The sequence below is a fragment of the Croceicoccus naphthovorans genome (genome assembly GCF_001028705.1).
GTDB classification, from domain to species: Bacteria; Pseudomonadota; Alphaproteobacteria; order Sphingomonadales; family Sphingomonadaceae; genus Croceicoccus; species Croceicoccus naphthovorans.
The window spans coordinates 1,732,959-1,749,027 of the sequence record NZ_CP011770.1; the positions used below are offsets into that span (position 1 = coordinate 1,732,959).

Genomic DNA, 16,069 nt, shown 5'->3' on the forward strand with positions numbered 1-16,069 from the left:
TTGATCATTGGGCTGCCTCTGCGCCCTCTTCTGCGTCTAGATCGGCAAGCGGATTGCGCGCGAAGCGCAGCCGCACGCAGGTACCGCCCGTATCGGCAGGCTCGAACGCGATGTTGCCGCCGTGCTCGCCCAGGATTTTCTGCACGATGGCGAGCCCGAGCCCCGTGCCCTTCTCGCGCGTGGTCATATAGGGTTCGACGATCCTGCTGCCTTCCTTGGGCAGGCCAATACCGTTGTCGGTAACGGTCACCGTGACGCCGCCGCGATCGGGAACCATGCGGATCGCGATCTTGCCGCGAAAATCCTCGCCATCTTGCGAGGTGCGGGTTTCGATCGCCTCTGCCGCGTTCTTGAGCACGTTGGTCATCGCCTGCCCGACCTGATGACGATCGCAGGCGATGGTCGTGTCGCCCTCGTCCGCCTCAAACCGGTAGTCGATGTCCTGATGTCCAACTTCCTGCAGGAACAGCGCCTGCCGGACGAGGTCAGAGATGTTTTCCTCGCGGAAACTGGGCTTTGGCATACGCGCAAAGCTGGAGAATTCATCGACCATCTTACGCAAGTCGCCAACCTGCCGGATGATCGTTTGGGTCAGCTCGGCAAAAAGCTCGCTGTCGGTCTCGATCTGGCGCGAGAATCGCCGACCGAGCCTTTCGGTGGCAAGCTGGATCGGGGTCAGCGGGTTCTTGATTTCGTGAGCGATCCGGCGGGCCACGTCGGACCACGCGGCGCGGCGCTGATCGAGCAATTGCCGCGTAATGTCCTCGAACGTCAGCACATTACCATGGCGCGTCTTGGCGATCTTTACCGCTAGGGTTCGCGAGTCGCTGCCGCGCGCGTGCTGGACGACGGCGCTGTTACGGCGGTTTTCGACCGCTTCGGCCAGTGTCGGGGCGATCTTCGACAGCGCACGGCCGATGGCCTCACCCTCCCCGCCTTCGAACAACATCGCCTGAGCCGATCCGTTGATCAGCAGGATGCCGCCGTGTTCGTCGACCGAGATGATGCCAGAAGTTGCGGAATCGAGCACAGCCTCGGTAAAGTCGCGCCGTTCGATCAGCAGCTCGTTCGCCTCGATCAAGGCGCGCGTCTGGCCCGCGATCTGCTCGGTCATGCGGTTGAACGCGCGGTTGAGGAGGCCAATCTCGTCATTGCCAGTGCGGCCCGAAACGCGCTTCGAAAAATCGCCCGCGCCAACATCGCGTGCGGCCACCAGCAATTCGGCCAGCGGTTCCACCTGCCTATCGGCAAAACGCAGGGCGAACCACACGGCCAAAGCCACCAAGGCGAGCGACACGCCCAATAGTGCGATGTTGAACTGCAATTGCAGAGTCCGTGCGTTGCCGATCAAACTGTCGTAATTCGCAAGAACGCTTTGCGCGCGCTGCCACTGGTCCTGCGCCTCCGCATCGGATTTCCGCGCGGTGTAGAGATAGGTACCGGTATCGATGCTAAGCGGGGTAACCGCCTCGATCCGCTGCGCCGTTGCGGTGACAACGACGGTTTCCCCTTTGGCGAGGCGTTCGAAAACGTTCGGCGCGATGCGGTGCGGGCCGGCTTCCTCATCGGGGTCGACAATGGCGGCGGTGCGGACCACGCCGTCCTCGCCGCGCTCGATAATCGCGGATTCGTTCAATTCGCGGATGATGACCTGCCGGGTATAGGCCTCGGCGAATTCGGGCGAGGTGATCGCGGCTTGGCTCAGGTAAAACCGGACGTCGCCCGCCATCGCCACCGTCTCGTCGCCGATGTCGCGCAGGTTTTGCTCGTAATAGCCGCGCGCAAGCTGGTTCGCATCCTCCAGCAACCCGCGCGACCGTTCGGAAAACCAGAACTCCACCCCTGCCTGAAACAGGTATGACGCGAATACCACGACCAGTAGCGTCGGCACCGCCGCGATGACCGAAAAAAAGAAGACCAGACGGACGTGGTAGCGCCCTGGGCTGCCCAGCAGCTTGCGCGCCCGCCGCAGCGCCAGCCGCCGCCCTGCCAGCATCAGTAGCGCCATCGCCGGGATAAGGGTCGCGACCAACAGCGATGTTGTCGTAACCGTGGGCAACAGCTGCCCGGCGGAGTCAGATGTGCCGAGCCGCAGCCAACCGCCGAACACCACCGCGATCAGGATCGTCGCACACAGCACTTCGAGCAGCAGGAAACCGTTGGCGCGGTGCCACAAAACACCAAACCGGCGCGTAAAGCGCGGCCAGTCCAGCCCGTCGGGCCCCAGCATCGGCCTGCGCCGCGCAACCAGCGGCGTTTCTTCGGCGATTTCCGCTTCCATCGTGGCCAAGACACAACAGTCCTGTTGCGAAAATGCAAGGGCTATCCGTCAAGGCTCCACCGGATTGCGTTAACCAGTGCCTCGCGGAGAGAATTCCTCTGGGTCGATGTCGAGTTCGACCAATCGCTTGCGCAGGGTGTTTCGGTTGATCCCCAGCATCTGCGCGGCGCGAAGCTGGTTGCCGCTCGTGGTATCCAACATGTGCGTGAACAGCGGACGTTCGAATGCGGCCATCGCGCGGGCGTAAATCTCCCCCGGCTCCGGCGAATTGGCGGCCAGCCAGCGGCCCAGCGCGCCGGACAGGTCGTCCCCGCGCTCCGGCGTGTCGCCGCTTCCCGGCGGGGCGATTGCGGGCATCTGGCTGTAACCGTCTGTCTCCAGAACGGCGCGCACGGCCTTGGCGTCGATCACATCCTCTCGCGCCAACAGGGCAAGGCGGAAGATGAAGTTCTTCAATTCGCGGACATTTCCGCGCCATGGCTGACGGCAGAGCATCTGCGCCGCATCCTCGGTCAAGGCCCGTCCGGGCAGACCATCGCGCGCCGCCTGCGCAAGGAAATGACGGGCCAAGGCCGCAATGTCGTCCCCGCGTTCCCGCAATGGCGGCAGCTGGATCGGCACGACGTTGAGGCGGTAGTACAAGTCCTCGCGGAACGTCCCCGCCTCTATCATGGGCAGCAGATCTTTGTTCGTCGCGGCGATGATGCGCGCGTCGAACGGCACTTCCTCTCGCCCGCCGACGCGCAGGATCATGCCGGATTGCAAGGCGCGCAATAGCCGAGTCTGCGCCTGCATCGGCATGTCGCCGATTTCGTCGAGGAACAGCGTGCCTCCGTGGGCCTGCTCGAACTTGCCGATATGGCGGTTCACCGCGCCGGTGAAGGCGCCTTTCTCGTGTCCGAACAGCTCCGATTCGATCAGGTCGGCGGGAATTGCGGCGGTGTTTACCGCGACGAAAGGCCCGCTGGTGCGCCCGCCAAGCTGATGGATCGCCTCTGCCACCAGTTCCTTGCCCGTCCCGGATTCGCCCAGCACCAGCACGGTAAGGTCATTGCGCAAAACGCGCGTGATCATGCGATAGACCGCCTGCATTGGCGGCGAACGGCCGACCAGCGGCAGGGCCATCCCATCGTCGCCCTGCTCGGGCACCGGGCGCGAGGCGGATGTTCCGATGGCCTGCTTTACCGCGCGGATCAGTTCGTCGAGGTCGAAGGGCTTGGGGAAGTACTCGAACGCACCGCTGTCAGTCGCACGAACTGCGGTATCCAGGGTGTTTTGAGCCGAGAGGATGATGATCGGCAATTCCGGATAGTTATCGCGAACCGTGCCGATGGTTTCGATTCCGTCGCCGTCCTTCAGCTTCACGTCGGTCAGAAGCAGCGAGAAGCCGTCCTTCGCCAGGAACCGGTCGCGCGCCTCGATCGTGTCGCAACGCACGACGTCCAGCCCTTCGTCCTCCAACGCCGTGGTAATGACGATGGCGATGGAAATGTCGTCCTCGACCAGCAGGATCGGCGCGCTCACGTCAGGATTTCCTCGATTTTGGGCTTCGGCTCATCGGCGGTCTGCGCAACGGGCAGGTGAATGCGGAAATTGGTCCAGCCGCCACGCTCGTCCCGGTCGTGGCTGATCCGCCCGTCCATATCGCGCACCAGTTTCCGCACCAGCGCTAGGCCAAGACCCTGCCCGTGCTTTTTCGAAGTAACGAACGGTTCGAACAGGTGGTCGCGAACGGCGGGGTCGATACCGGGGCCGTTGTCCGCAACGGTGATTTCGATCGGCAAGGGAACCGACAGGCCCCGCGCCCGGTCCAGCAGGGCGATCCCGCTGGCGAATCGCGTACGTAGGCGCACGGCCGGAGCCTCGTTGCTCCGGCTCGCCTCGATCGCGTTGGTCATCAGGTTGATCAGGACCTGCATCAGCATCTCGTTACTGGCGCGGATATCGGGCAGTGAAGGATCGAATTCCTCGGTCAGAACTACGCCATCCAGCCCGCTCGCCTCCACCACGGCCCGTGCCTTGCGGACCGCAACGTGCAGGTTGACGACGCCGCCCGGTTCCCGGGTCTTGCGGCTCAGCGATTGCATCTGGTCGATCAGGCCCGCAATCCGGTCCACCTCGTCAGCGATCAGTTCCGCCAAAGCGCGGTCCTTGGCCTTCAACTTGCGCGACAAAAGCTGTGCCGCACCGCGAATACCGGCGAGCGGATTCTTGATCTCGTGCGCAAGGATTTCCGGTGCGCGCAGAACCATGTTTTCCGATGCCTCTGGGCTGATCTCTTCCAGCCCCTCCAGCTCGGTCGGCACCGTCATCGTCATGATCTGCCAGCCGGCATTGCCGATCACGGGAGCGATGGCGAGGTTGACGCGGGCGGCATCGGCCTTGCCCAGCTTTACCGCTATGTCGCGGGCGCTGATCTGCACCTCGCTATCGGCCATCATTGTCAGGATGCGCGGTTCACCGAATTCGACCACCGCGCCCAGCGCCTTGCCGATCAATCGGCGCGCACCCTGCCCCAGCATCTGCTCCGCCGCCGCATTGACCGAGGCGATCTTCAAGCCCGGACGGAGCAGCACCACCGCTTGCGGCAGGCTGGCGATCTGGCGCAGCCCATCGGGCAAATCGTCCCGATCGCCGCCAAAGATCACGCGGCTCTCCGTTCCGGTTCCGCCTCGATCAGCGGGCCGTAAAAATCGGCCAACATGGCCAGCACGTCATCGGCATCGTCAACGAAATTCACCTTGTTGCGGAACTCTGCCGATCCGGAGAGACCCTTGGTGTACCAGCCGAGATGTTTGCGCGCCATCCGCACGCCCGTGTGCGGACCATAATGATCGAGCATCATGCGATAGTGTTCGATGACGAGATCGTACTGTTCGGCCAGCGTGGGATCGCGGCGAACGTCGCGTTCACCCAGCCAGTCCATCACCTGCCCCAGCAGCCACGGTTTGCCATAGGCACCGCGCCCGATCATCACACCATCCGCGCCGCTTTGTTCCAGCGCGGTCGCCGCGTCGTCGATATCGCAGATGTCGCCATTGACGATCACCGGCAGCGAGACCGCGTTCTTTACGTTGCGAACGAAGGCCCAGTCGGCGCTGCCCTTGTACATCTGATTGCGCGTACGTCCGTGAACGGTGATCAGTTTCGCGCCCAGGTCTTCGGCAATGTGCGCCAGTTCCGGGGCATTCAGGCTGGCATGGTCCCAGCCCATGCGCATCTTCACGGTAACGGGCACCGACACCGCCCCGACCGTTGCCTTGATCAGGCTGGCCGCCAGCGGCAGGTCGCGCATCAGCGCGCTGCCCGCATCGCCGTTGACGACCTTCTTCACCGGGCAGCCCATGTTGATGTCGATGATTGCCGCACCGCGATCGGCGTTCAGCTTGGCCGCTTCCGCCATTTCGTTCGGGCTGCAGCCAGCCAGCTGGAGCGAAACCGGCTTCTCGATGGGGTCCCAGTCCGCCTTTTGCAGCGACTGGCGCGTTTCGCGGATCATCGCCGGGCTGGCGATCATCTCGGTCACGTTGAGGCCGGAGCCGAACCGGCGCACCAGCGTGCGGAACGGGCGATCGGTCACGCCCGTCATGGGCGCGAGGATCACCGGCGTTTCGACGCGGACCGGCCCGATCTGGATCGGGGCGAGCGAGGGGGGAGTCGGATATTGCATTTGCGAATGTGCCTAAAATTTAGGCAGCCCATACGGGATCGCCGCGTTATCGGCAAGGGGGCGCGGATGGGCCAGAGTGGGCTGGATTGCGGCAACGGCCCGGTCTATGCCACGGCGCGATGATGAATGGGAAGAAGACCGTCGCGGTAATCGTCGCCGCCGGAAAGGGCGAACGCGCAGGCGGTGACGTGCCAAAGCAATTTCGCACTGTCGCGGGTCGCAGCCTTATCGGCCATTGCGTCGACCGGTTTCGCGCGCATCCGGGTATCGATGACGTGGTGGTTGCGATTGCCGAGGGGCAGGAGAACGCGCTGGCAAGAGCAGTCGGCCCAGCGCCTTTGCCGCGATCAGTCATCGGAGGCGCGTCTCGGCGCGAGTCGGTGGCAAATGCCTTGTGCGCCCTGGAAACCGACGGCGATGTCGGTGCGGTGTTGATCCACGATGCCGCCCGGCCATTCCTGCCAGAAACGGTCATCGACGATCTATTGGCTGGCCTTGGAGCGTACGAGGGCGCAATCCCTGCCCTGCCCGTCGTCGACACCTTGGCGCGCGGCTACGACACGCTTGGCGAAACCGTTTCGCGCGAAGGCCTGTGGCGCGTTCAGACACCGCAGGCGTTCCGGTGCGACGCCATCCTCTCTGCCCACCGCGCATGGCCCGCTGATCGCGAGGCGACGGACGATGCCCAGATGCTCCGGGCGATGGGCGGCAGCGTGGCCATCGTTAAGGGAGACACCATGCTCGAAAAGCTGACCCACCCGGCGGACTTCGCCTTGGCAGAGGCGCGCTTCGGCGGACCATCCATGCGGATCGGCAGCGGTTACGATGTCCACCGCCTCGCCCCCGGAGAGGGCGTGTGGCTCTGCGGCGTTCACATTCCGCACGACCGATCCCTGTCGGGCCACAGCGACGCCGACGTTGCGCTTCATGCTCTTACCGATGCGATCCTTGGCGCGGCGGCGCTGGGTGACATCGGGCAGCACTTCCCGCCATCCGACCCTCAGTGGAAGGGGGCCGAATCGCATTTGTTCCTGACCCATGCAGTCGAACTTGCGCGCGGGGCCGGTTACACAATCGGCAATGCCGACGTGACGATAATCTGCGAAGCGCCCAAGGTCGGCCCCCACCGTCAGGCCATGCAGGAACGGGTCGCGGGCCTGTTGGGCGTTGACATCTCTGCCGTATCGGTCAAGGCGACGACCACAGAGCGATTGGGCTTTACCGGTCGCGGTGAAGGCATCGCGGCGCAGGCACAGGTCCTGCTCTGCCGGACGTGACACTCTTGGTTGTGAGTGGCGAAATCGCATAGGCCCCATAATTCTGCCACGAAACGCGGACAGACGAACTTCATGGATTCCTTGCTTCCCCCCGATATTGTCGATTTGGCCCGTCAGGTCATAGAGGCGCACAAGGCGCGCGGCACCACCGTCGCCATTGCCGAAAGCTGCACCGGCGGTCTTGTTGCTGCTGCGCTGACCGAAATTCCCGGATCGTCGGCGGTCGTCGACCGGGCCTTCGTGTCCTACTCGAACGACGCCAAGATGGAGATGCTGTCTGTCCCGCTCGACCTGATCGAGACGTTTGGCGCGGTATCCGTGGCCGTTGCATGGTCGATGGCGAACGGCGCAATTAAGAATTCACAGGCCGATCTGGCCGTGGCGATCACCGGAATTGCCGGGCCGGATGGCGGATCGGAGCTAAAGCCCGTCGGCACCGTCGTATTCGCGCGGGCTGAGCGTGAGCAGCCCGACGATCAAGAACCCTCTGCAGAACTGCGGAAGTTCGAATGCAAAGGTCGGCCCGAAGTGCGACACCAGGCCGCGTTGTGCGCGTTGGAACTGCTGCTGCCGCAAGACTGAGCCTGGGTTTGTCGGTCAGGCGGCGGGTTGGCCGTAAAGCTCGCCCGCCCGCGTTTCGAACGCGCCGACCATTTTGCGGAATGCGCGGTCGAGATAGGCCCCGGCCATCGTTTCGAACACCGCGCTGCGAAACGTGAAATCGACGCAGAAGTCGATCCGGCAGCGTCCCGGGCCGAGCGGTTCGAAATGCCACGAATTTTCCAGATGGTTCAACGGCCCGTCGACATATTCGACCACGATTCGCGTCGGGCGTTCCTTGTGCACCTTGCTCGTGAATTTTTCACGCAGCGCTTTGAAACCGACCATCATGTCGGCGACCATCTCAGTCTCGCTGTCGGAGCGGACGCGGGTCGCCACCACCCATGGCAGGAATTTCTGATACTTCGCGACATCGGCCACAAGGTCGAACATCTGTTCGGCGCTGTAAGGCAGTTCGCGCGACTCGCGAATATTGGGCATCAGTCGCGGAACCTCACTTGCCGGCGTTGGCTTTCGCCAGCTTCGCCTCTCGCGCTGCGCGCATTTCGGCAAAGTCGTCACCGGCGTGATAGCTCGACCGGGTCAGCGGGCTGGACGCGACCTGCAAAAAGCCCTTGGCCCGCGCGATAGAGCCCAGCGCATCGAACTGCTGCGGCGTCACGAAGTCGATGACTTTGTGGTGCTTCGGCGTAGGTTGCAGGTACTGACCCATCGTCAGGAAATCGATGTCGGCACTGCGCATGTCGTCCATCACCTGATGGATTTCCAGACGCTGTTCGCCTAGCCCCAGCATGATCCCGCTCTTGGTGAAGATCGAAGGATCGAGGTTCTTCACCTCTTCCAGCAGGCGGAGCGACGCATAGTAACGCGCACCCGGACGGACCGTTGGGTACAGGCGCGGCACGGTTTCGAGGTTGTGGTTGTAAACGTCAGGACGTGCCTCGACGATCTGGGCCACGGCCCTTTTCATCTTGCCGCGAAAATCGGGGGTCAAGATCTCGATCGTGGTATTCGGTGCGCGCGCGCGCAGTTCCTGAATCACCTTCACGAAATGCCCGGCCCCGCCATCGGGTAGGTCGTCACGGTCGACAGAGGTGATGACGATGTGCTCCAGACCCATCTCGGCAGCGGCGGTAGCGACGTTGACCGGCTCCATCGGGTCCAGCACGCGCGGCATCCCCGTCTTCACGTTGCAGAACCGGCAGGCGCGGGTGCAGACGTCGCCAAGGATCATCACCGTGGCGTGCTTTTTCGTCCAGCATTCACCGATGTTCGGGCATGCCGCCTCTTCGCAAACCGTGTTCAGCTTCAGGTCGCGCATCAGTCGGCGCGTCTCTGCATAACCCTTGCTGGTCGGCGCTTTCACGCGAATCCAATCGGGCTTGCGGCGGCGCTCTGCCTGCTCTGCCTTCTGCTGATCGGACTTCAGGTCTGCTGCTGCGGGGATCTCGTTCATAGGGGTCCACATAGGCCCCTCGCTTGCCAGTCGCAATGCTTGGCGGCAAAGGCATGATCATGACCGATTCGAACAACGCATTCGCCGCCCTCAACGAAGGGTATCACCGTTTCCGGGAAAAGCTGTGGCATCCCCAGCGTGAACGCTGGCTTCAGTTGAAAGAAGGCCAGTCGCCAAAGGTAATGGTCATCTCCTGCTCCGACAGCCGCGTCGACCCGGCACAGGTATTCGACGTGGACCCCGGTGAGATTTTCGTTGTCCGCAACGTGGCTGCGATGGTGCCCCCTTTCGAAACGACGCCCGGCCATCACGGCGTCTCCGCCGCACTGGAATTTGCGGTGCAGGTCCTGGAAGTGGAAGAGATCGTGGTGCTGGGCCACGGCATGTGCGGCGGCTGCAAGGCGGCGCTCAGCCGGTCGATGCAGGGTGCCGAACCGGGACGCGGCGGGTTCATCGCCGACTGGATCGAACTTCTCGACGACGCCCGCGATAAGGTCGCCTCGGCCCATGGTACAGAGGGCCGCGATGCCGAACGTGCGATGGAACAGGCCGCCGTGCAGGTCAGCATCGACAACTTGCGCACCTTCCCCTGCATCCAGAGCAAGGAAAAAACCGGCAAGATCAAGCTGCGCGGCGGGTTCTTTGCCATATCCGACGGTGTCCTGCACTGGCTGGACGAGGCTGACGGTACCTTCAGCCCCGCGGCCTGAGCCGGGGCGGAATGGAAGACAGTATCGAGGCAACGGTCAGCGGCCCTGCCCCGCGGCACCCGCTGGCCTATCGCGATTACCGCCTGTTCTGGGTCGTCCGCTTCGCGGGCGTTATCGCCACGATGTCGATCGTCGTTGTACTGGGCTGGCAGGTTTATGACATAGCGCGCAGCGATTACGGGATGAGCCGAAGCGCGGCGGCGTTTCAGCTGGGCATTCTTGGCTTCGTGCAATTCGTGCCGCTGCTGTTGTTGACGCCGGTATCGGGCCTGATCGCCGACAGGTTCGACCGACGCAGAGTGGCAGCCATTGCCATCGGCGTCGATATGCTGGTGGCCACAGGGCTGGGTTTGGCGACGTATTACGAAGCGCTCAGCCTGCCGCTTCTATTCCTGTTCGCGGCGCTGCACGGCGTGGCGCGGATTTTCTTCGGCCCTGCGATGAGCTCGCTGGCCCCGAACCTGGTCCCCGCGCCGGTCATTCCGCGCGCCATCGCGGTCAATTCGCTGGCATGGCAATTCGCCTCGATCCTCGGCCCTGCCGTGGGCGGATTGCTCTATGCCGTATTCCCCAGCCTGCCCTATATCGTGGCGGTCGGGTTGATGGCGCTTTCGGTCCTGCTCGTATCGCTGATCCGGCCCGTGCGGCGACCCGATGTCGACCGCAAGGCGCATCCGTGGCGGCAAATTCGCGAGGGGTTCAGTTTCGTCTGGAAAGATCGCTTCCTCTTGGGCGCGATCTCTCTCGACCTGTTTGCCGTTCTGCTCGGCGGCGTGACGGCGCTTTTGCCGGTGTTTGCGCGCGATATTCTGGAGGTCGGGCCGGTCGGCCTCGGCTGGATGCGTGCAGCCCCCGGTATCGGCGCGGGCCTTGTCGCGCTTTGGCTAGCGGTAAAGCCGCTGGAAAAGAACGTCGGGGTGAAGATGTTGATCGCGGTCGGCGTCTATGGCCTTGCCACCGCCGCCTTCGGGTTTTCGAGGGAGCTGATCCTTAGCCTTTGCGTGCTGATCGTGCTGGGCGCGGCCGACATGATTTCAGTCTTCGTGCGAACCTCGTTGATCCAGTTGAACACGCCCGATGCCATGCGCGGGCGGGTGTCGTCGATCTCCGGCCTTGCCATTTCCGCTTCGAATGAACTGGGCGAATTGCAGTCCGGCATCGCCGCCGCGCTACTCGGCGCGACGGGAGCGGTTGTTTTCGGCGGCGCGGGCGCGATATTGGTGACCGTGATATGGGCGTTCTGGTTCCCCGAACTGAAGAATGCCCGGACATTCGCACCCGTTTATCGGGAGTGATCAGGACCTGGCTGTGCCAGCATAGAGGAGCCCGCGACCATGAAGGCTGACAACGTACTCGCCACCATCGGCAACACCCCGCACATTCGCCTGTCGCGGCTCTTTCCCGACCACGAAGTCTGGATCAAGTCGGAACGGTCGAACCCCGGTGGTTCGATCAAGGATCGCATCGCGCTGGCCATGGTCGAGCAGGCGGAGGCCGACGGCGAGCTGACGCCGGGCGGCACCATCGTCGAACCGACGTCGGGCAATACCGGTATCGGGCTGGCCATGGTCGCCGCGGTCAAGGGCTACAAGCTGATCCTTGTCATGCCCGAATCGATGTCGATCGAACGGCGGCGGTTGATGCTGGCCTATGGCGCCACGTTCGATCTGACCCCGCGCGAACTGGGTATGAAGGGCGCCCTCGCCCGCGCTCAGGAAATCGTGGCCGAAACGTCCAACAGCTGGATGCCGCAACAATTCGAAAATCCCGCCAACGTCGCGGTGCACGTAAAAACGACCGCGCAGGAAATCATCGCCGACTTTGCCGACACGCCCATCGACGTGATGATCACCGGCGTCGGCACCGGCGGCCACCTGACCGGTTGTGCCGAGGCGCTGAAGGAAAAGTGGAGCGGGATGAAGGCCTATGCGGTGGAGCCCGAGCTTTCGCCGGTAATCAGCGGCGGGCAGCCCGGCCCGCACCCGATTCAGGGCATCGGCGCAGGGTTCATCCCGGAAAACCTGCACACCCGGTCCATAGACGGGGCCATTCAGGTCTCTGCCGAAGATGCCAAGGACATGGCCCGAAAATGCGCCACGACCGAAGGGTTGCTGGTCGGCATCAGTTCGGGCGCGACCTTGGCGGCCATCGCGAAAAAGCTGCCCGACCTGGACGCCGGATCGCGGGTGCTCGGCTTCAACTACGACACCGGAGAGCGTTATCTCTCGGTCCCCGATTTTCTGCCGGAATAAGCGCCAAAACGCAGATCGCGATCGACCGGAAGGGGCCGGTCGACCGCGATGCTGCTCCGAAGGGTTGGCCGATCAACCTGCGCGCAGGAAGCTATCGGCGGGCATGGCCATGATCGTGTCTGCCCCAGCCTGAAGTTTGCGCCGAAGCGCACCGGCATCGGGCAAAAGGCCCAGAGCGAAATGTTTCGCGGTCAGCAACTTGGCCTCCATGAACGCGGCGTCCTCTGCCCCCTCGTCCAGCGCCTTTGCCGCCGCGACGGCAGAGCGCAGCCACATCCATCCGATCGACACCAGCCCCAGCATTTCCATGTAGAAATAGGCAGCGGAGCCGACGTTGTTCGGATTGGCAGGGCCATTCTGCATCAGCCACATTGAAGCGGCTTTCAATTCGCCATTCGCCTTGCCCAGCGCGGTTGCGATCTCGGCCAGACGCTCGTCGCCCGAAGCCTTTTCGACGTCCGCATCGACCTCCGCGAATAAGGCCTGAATAGCGCGACCGCCGTGCATCGGCAGCTTCCGCCCGACAAGGTCCATTGCCTGAACGCCGTTGGCACCTTCGTAGATGCGCGTGATCCGGGCATCGCGAACGAACTGGGCCATGCCGTTTTCTTCGATATAGCCGTGCCCGCCCCAGACCTGCTGCATATCGTTGGCGACGTTCGATCCGATGTCGGTGCCGATGCCTTTGACCACCGGGGTCAACAACTGGACCATGTCGTCCGCCTTCTGGCGCGCGGCTTCGTCGTCGCTGCCCTCGGCAATGTCGATCTGCATACAGGTCCACAGCGCCAGCGCGCGCATCCCTTCAGTCCAAGCGCGACCGTCCATCAACATACGGCGCACGTCGGGGTGCACTACCAGCAGGTCGGCGCTTTCGCTCGGATCCTTGGCCCCGGTCAGCGAACGACCCTGACGACGATCCAGCGCATAGGCAGCGCCGTTCTGATAGGCATTTTCCGCCTGCGACAGCCCTTGCAGTCCAACCCAGAGCCGGGCCGCGTTCATCATGATGAACATTGCGGCAAGGCCCTTGTTCTCGTCACCGACAAGCCAGCCCGTCGCGCCCTCATAGTTCATCGAACAGGTCGGATTGGCGTGGATGCCCATCTTCTCTTCGATAGACCCGCAGGAGAAGCTGTTGCGCTCCCCCGGATTGCCATCGGCATCGGGGATGAACTTCGGTACGACGAACATCGAGATGCCCTTGGTCCCCTTCGGCGCATCGGGCGTGCGGGCCAGGACGAGGTGGATGATGTTTTCGGTCAGATCATGCTCGCCCGACGAAATAAATATCTTCGACCCGGTGATCGCGAAACTGCCGTCGCCGTTCGGTTCGGCGCGGGTGCGCAGCAGGCCAAGGTCGGTGCCCGCGTGCGGCTCGGTCAGATTCATCGTGCCCGACCACTCACCGCTGATCATCTTTGGCACATAAAGCGCCTGCATCTCTTCGCTGCCGCGCGCCATGATCGCCTCTACGGCACCGGCGGTCAGGCCCGAAGTCATGGCAAAAGCCATGTTGGCCGAGGTGAAGTATTCCTCCACCGCCATGCCCAGCACGCCCGGCATGCCCTGCCCGCCATGCTTCAGCGGCAGCGAAAGGGTCAGCCAGCCCGCCTCGCGTACGCGGTCGTACACGTCCTTCAGCCCATCGGGGCACGTCACCGTTCCGTCGGGATTGCGGGTGCAGCCCTGACGGTCCGACGGCAGGTTGGTCGGCGCGACGACCTCGGCAAAGAACTTGCCCGCTTCTTCAAGGATCGGCGCGATCATGTCGGCGTCGAAATCCTCGAACCCGGGGGTGCCAGCCAGTGCGGGCAGATCGAGCACGTTTTCGAGCACGAACCGCGTGTCGCGGACGGGGGCGGTGTAAGTCGGCATTTCAGTCCTCTTCGGTTTTCGGGGTCATCTTGCTCTCGACTTCGTCAATGAAGTCGTCGAGCACCTGGATGGCCCAGTCGATATCGTCGCGCTGCCGTTGCAGCTTGCTGCGTTGTTCGCGGCATCGTTCCACGGTGATCTGGCGCTGGGTGCGGCGTCCGTCGCCGATGTCGTACAGGTCAAGCATCTCGCCCGCCTCGTTCAGCGAAAATCCCACGCTCTTGGCCCGCTCGAGCCAGTGCAGGCGCGCCCGGTCTCGGGCGGAATAAATGCGCTGCGTGCCCTTACGCTCTGGTGAGAGCAGGCCCTTTTCCTCGTAAAAACGTAGGGCGCGAGCTGTCACGCCAAACTCTGAAGAGAGATCGGCGATCGTCCAGGTTCTCGAATCGTCAGGCGTGTTTTTCGGGGCGCTGGCCATGCATCCTATCTAGCTGACGTTTACGTTAACGTCAACCTATCATTTCAAGCCCATCATCGGTCAGCCTGCGATAGAAACAAGTCGGCGCATTGGTGTGACAGGCTGGCCCCGCCGGATCGCAGACCAACACCAGACAGTCCTGATCGCAGTCGACCAGAATGTCCTTCACGGTCAGGACGTGCCCGGATGTCTCGCCTTTCTTCCACAGGCTCTGGCGTGAGCGGGACCAAAAGTATGCAAATCCGGTCTCCCTTGTCTTGGCAAGGGCGTCGACATTCATAAAAGCCACCATCAGGACATCGCGGGTTCCAGCGTCTAGACAGACGGCGGTCAGCAGGCCCTTCTCATCGAATTTCGGGCGAAATTCAGTGGTTGTCTCGATCGTATCGGTCATCGTCCTGACTTTCCAAAATAGCTGCTACGGGTGGAGCCACGATAAGGATGTTGCACGTTAGGCACAGTGTTGCACAATTTCTATGCGCAATTCGCCGCGACCCTTTCCTGACGACGGCTGTTGAGGCACAAACCCGTCACGGCTTGAGGGAGCCGAGGAGCCTAACAAGGCTTGGCGTTGTCGCAGACATTGTCTGACGCGGTCGACGTTCAGGGATCGGTGGCGCCGGGGGGCGTCGCTTATCAAGAGGGGGATCGGGTGGCCGCTCGGGATTGACGGGTCCCTGTAGCGCCATTTGCCCGGTCAAGTCACGCGGACGCCCGGGGCCTTGCGGCCTCGGGCGTTTCGCGTTTCGGCACTGGATCGGCGTGCAAAACACGCGCGTAGCAGGCGATGACGACTCGCTCTGCCCCTGCCTTCTTCAGAACACGAACACAGGCATCGCTCGTCGCCCCGCTGGTCAACACGTCGTCGACAAGAAGGACGGTGCGCCCCTTGACCTCCGATCGCTTGCCCATCGCAATAGCGCCGCGCAACGCCTTGCGCCGCTGGTCCGGGTCCAGCCCGCCAAGGCTGGGTGTGCGCCGTTTCCGTACAAGCAGATCGGGTTGCAGCGCCCAGCCTTTGGCCTTCGCAATGGCCCGCGCCATCAGCACCGACTGGTTGTAACCCCGCCGCCACAATCTGCCGCGATGCAGCGGAACCGGCACGACGATAGGTTCGTGCCCCGCCTTATCACCAATGCGACTGGCCAAGGTGCGCCCCATCGGTCCGACCAATGCAATCCTGCCGCCATGTTTGAGCTTTAGCACCATATCGCGCGACACCGATCCGTAGATGGTGGCGGCAACGATACCGTCATGCATTGGCGGATCGATCAGGCACCGCGCGCACAGCGCATCATGCCCCAGATGATCGGCCCCGAACGGATGCTGACACTCGGCACAGGCCGGTTCGCCGGGGATCTGCAACGTCGTCCAACAAGCCGTGCAAAAGGCATCGTCGCCATTCGGCCCGTCCGCGACAATTGCATCGCCGCACCCCGGACAACGCGGCGGAAAGGCGAAATCGATCAGCGGAGACAAGAACTTGCGCAGCGACACCCCGTTCGAATGGCCTGCACTTGCGCGACAGGCAAGCTTGCACATCGTCCGCATCCCCGGCACAGGCGC

General features: G+C 63.1%; 15 protein-coding genes. 5 read left to right on the forward strand and 10 right to left on the reverse strand.

The features are described from left to right. Positions 1-4 precede the first annotated feature (4 nt). The 4 genes from AB433_RS08820 to dusB form a co-directional block, all read right to left on the reverse strand. On the reverse strand, positions 5-2,281 hold the full coding sequence (locus tag AB433_RS08820; protein WP_245626721.1) for a sensor histidine kinase: 2,277 nt from the start codon (positions 2,279-2,281) through the stop codon (positions 5-7). Between the two features lie 69 nt (positions 2,282-2,350). Next, the gene (locus AB433_RS08825) at positions 2,351-3,805 is read right to left on the reverse strand and encodes a sigma-54-dependent transcriptional regulator (RefSeq protein ID WP_047820732.1); all 1,455 of its coding nucleotides are present in this window, start codon (positions 3,803-3,805) and stop codon (positions 2,351-2,353) included. Beyond that, positions 3,802-4,929 carry a two-component system sensor histidine kinase NtrB gene (locus tag AB433_RS08830; RefSeq protein ID WP_047820733.1) on the reverse strand — a complete coding sequence of 376 codons (1,128 nt, stop codon included), beginning with the start codon at positions 4,927-4,929 and terminating at the stop codon, positions 3,802-3,804. The genes AB433_RS08825 and AB433_RS08830 overlap by 4 nt, the downstream gene beginning before the upstream one ends. Further along, positions 4,926-5,951, reverse strand: a complete 1,026-nt coding sequence (dusB, locus tag AB433_RS08835; RefSeq protein WP_047820734.1) for a tRNA dihydrouridine synthase DusB — start codon at positions 5,949-5,951, stop codon at positions 4,926-4,928. The genes AB433_RS08830 and dusB overlap by 4 nt, the downstream gene beginning before the upstream one ends. Before the next feature lie 119 nt (positions 5,952-6,070). On the opposite strand from dusB, the gene AB433_RS08840 reads away from it, so the two are divergent. Both AB433_RS08840 and AB433_RS08845 read left to right on the forward strand, forming a co-directional pair. Continuing rightward, complete coding sequence (locus AB433_RS08840) at positions 6,071-7,228, forward strand: bifunctional 2-C-methyl-D-erythritol 4-phosphate cytidylyltransferase/2-C-methyl-D-erythritol 2,4-cyclodiphosphate synthase (protein WP_047820735.1); 1,158 nt, start codon at positions 6,071-6,073, stop codon at positions 7,226-7,228. Between the two features lie 72 nt (positions 7,229-7,300). Further along, positions 7,301-7,810: a CinA family protein gene (locus AB433_RS08845; RefSeq protein WP_047820736.1), complete on the forward strand. Its 510-nt coding sequence runs from the start codon at positions 7,301-7,303 to the stop codon at positions 7,808-7,810. A gap of 15 nt (positions 7,811-7,825) precedes the next feature. Here AB433_RS08845 and AB433_RS08850 read toward each other — a convergent pair whose 3' ends face one another. Next, entirely contained in the window at positions 7,826-8,269 is a 444-nt protein-coding gene (locus tag AB433_RS08850; RefSeq protein WP_047820737.1) for a type II toxin-antitoxin system RatA family toxin, read from the reverse strand. Between the two features lie 13 nt (positions 8,270-8,282). Then, positions 8,283-9,245: a lipoyl synthase gene (gene lipA / locus AB433_RS08855; protein ID WP_047820738.1), complete on the reverse strand. Its 963-nt coding sequence runs from the start codon at positions 9,243-9,245 to the stop codon at positions 8,283-8,285. A 59-nt stretch (positions 9,246-9,304) separates the two neighbouring features. Between lipA and AB433_RS08860 the strand changes: the two genes are divergently transcribed. The 3 genes from AB433_RS08860 to cysK are packed head-to-tail and all read left to right on the forward strand — an operon-like array spanning position 9,305 to position 12,207. Continuing rightward, positions 9,305-9,955, forward strand: coding sequence for a carbonic anhydrase (locus tag AB433_RS08860; protein ID WP_047823700.1), 651 nt, complete (start codon positions 9,305-9,307; stop codon positions 9,953-9,955). An 11-nt stretch (positions 9,956-9,966) separates the two neighbouring features. Continuing rightward, positions 9,967-11,250 (forward strand): MFS transporter, encoded by a 1,284-nt coding sequence (locus tag AB433_RS08865; protein ID WP_047820739.1) that lies wholly within the window; start codon positions 9,967-9,969, stop codon positions 11,248-11,250. Between the two features lie 39 nt (positions 11,251-11,289). Then, positions 11,290-12,207 (forward strand): cysteine synthase A, encoded by a 918-nt coding sequence (cysK, locus tag AB433_RS08870; RefSeq protein ID WP_047820740.1) that lies wholly within the window; start codon positions 11,290-11,292, stop codon positions 12,205-12,207. A 72-nt stretch (positions 12,208-12,279) separates the two neighbouring features. Here the strand turns inward: cysK and AB433_RS08875 are convergent, their stop codons facing one another. The 4 genes from AB433_RS08875 to AB433_RS08890 form a co-directional block, all read right to left on the reverse strand. Continuing rightward, positions 12,280-14,085 (reverse strand): acyl-CoA dehydrogenase C-terminal domain-containing protein, encoded by a 1,806-nt coding sequence (locus AB433_RS08875; protein WP_047820741.1) that lies wholly within the window; start codon positions 14,083-14,085, stop codon positions 12,280-12,282. 1 nt (position 14,086) lies between these two features. Continuing rightward, positions 14,087-14,503 carry a MerR family transcriptional regulator gene (locus AB433_RS08880; RefSeq protein WP_047820742.1) on the reverse strand — a complete coding sequence of 139 codons (417 nt, stop codon included), beginning with the start codon at positions 14,501-14,503 and terminating at the stop codon, positions 14,087-14,089. A gap of 31 nt (positions 14,504-14,534) precedes the next feature. Next, positions 14,535-14,897 (reverse strand): phosphoribosyl-AMP cyclohydrolase, encoded by a 363-nt coding sequence (hisI, locus tag AB433_RS08885; RefSeq protein ID WP_047820743.1) that lies wholly within the window; start codon positions 14,895-14,897, stop codon positions 14,535-14,537. A gap of 308 nt (positions 14,898-15,205) precedes the next feature. Next, on the reverse strand, positions 15,206-16,000 hold the full coding sequence (locus tag AB433_RS08890) for a ComF family protein (RefSeq protein WP_047820744.1): 795 nt from the start codon (positions 15,998-16,000) through the stop codon (positions 15,206-15,208). Positions 16,001-16,069 lie beyond the last annotated feature (69 nt).

Coding starts and splice junctions, on each gene's coding strand:
- cysK (WP_047820740.1), top strand. CDS start 11,290: ATGAAGGCTGACAACGTACTCGCCACCATCGGCAACACCCCGCACATT.
- AB433_RS08875 (WP_047820741.1), bottom strand. CDS start 14,085: ATGCCGACTTACACCGCCCCCGTCCGCGACACGCGGTTCGTGCTCGAA.
- AB433_RS08860 (WP_047823700.1), top strand. CDS start 9,305: ATGACCGATTCGAACAACGCATTCGCCGCCCTCAACGAAGGGTATCAC.
- AB433_RS08865 (WP_047820739.1), top strand. CDS start 9,967: ATGGAAGACAGTATCGAGGCAACGGTCAGCGGCCCTGCCCCGCGGCAC.
- hisI (WP_047820743.1), bottom strand. CDS start 14,897: ATGACCGATACGATCGAGACAACCACTGAATTTCGCCCGAAATTCGAT.
- AB433_RS08880 (WP_047820742.1), bottom strand. CDS start 14,503: ATGGCCAGCGCCCCGAAAAACACGCCTGACGATTCGAGAACCTGGACG.
- dusB (WP_047820734.1), bottom strand. CDS start 5,951: ATGCAATATCCGACTCCCCCCTCGCTCGCCCCGATCCAGATCGGGCCG.
- AB433_RS08845 (WP_047820736.1), top strand. CDS start 7,301: ATGGATTCCTTGCTTCCCCCCGATATTGTCGATTTGGCCCGTCAGGTC.
- AB433_RS08840 (WP_047820735.1), top strand. CDS start 6,071: ATGATGAATGGGAAGAAGACCGTCGCGGTAATCGTCGCCGCCGGAAAG.
- AB433_RS08820 (WP_245626721.1), bottom strand. CDS start 2,281: ATGGAAGCGGAAATCGCCGAAGAAACGCCGCTGGTTGCGCGGCGCAGG.
- lipA (WP_047820738.1), bottom strand. CDS start 9,245: ATGAACGAGATCCCCGCAGCAGCAGACCTGAAGTCCGATCAGCAGAAG.
- AB433_RS08850 (WP_047820737.1), bottom strand. CDS start 8,269: ATGCCCAATATTCGCGAGTCGCGCGAACTGCCTTACAGCGCCGAACAG.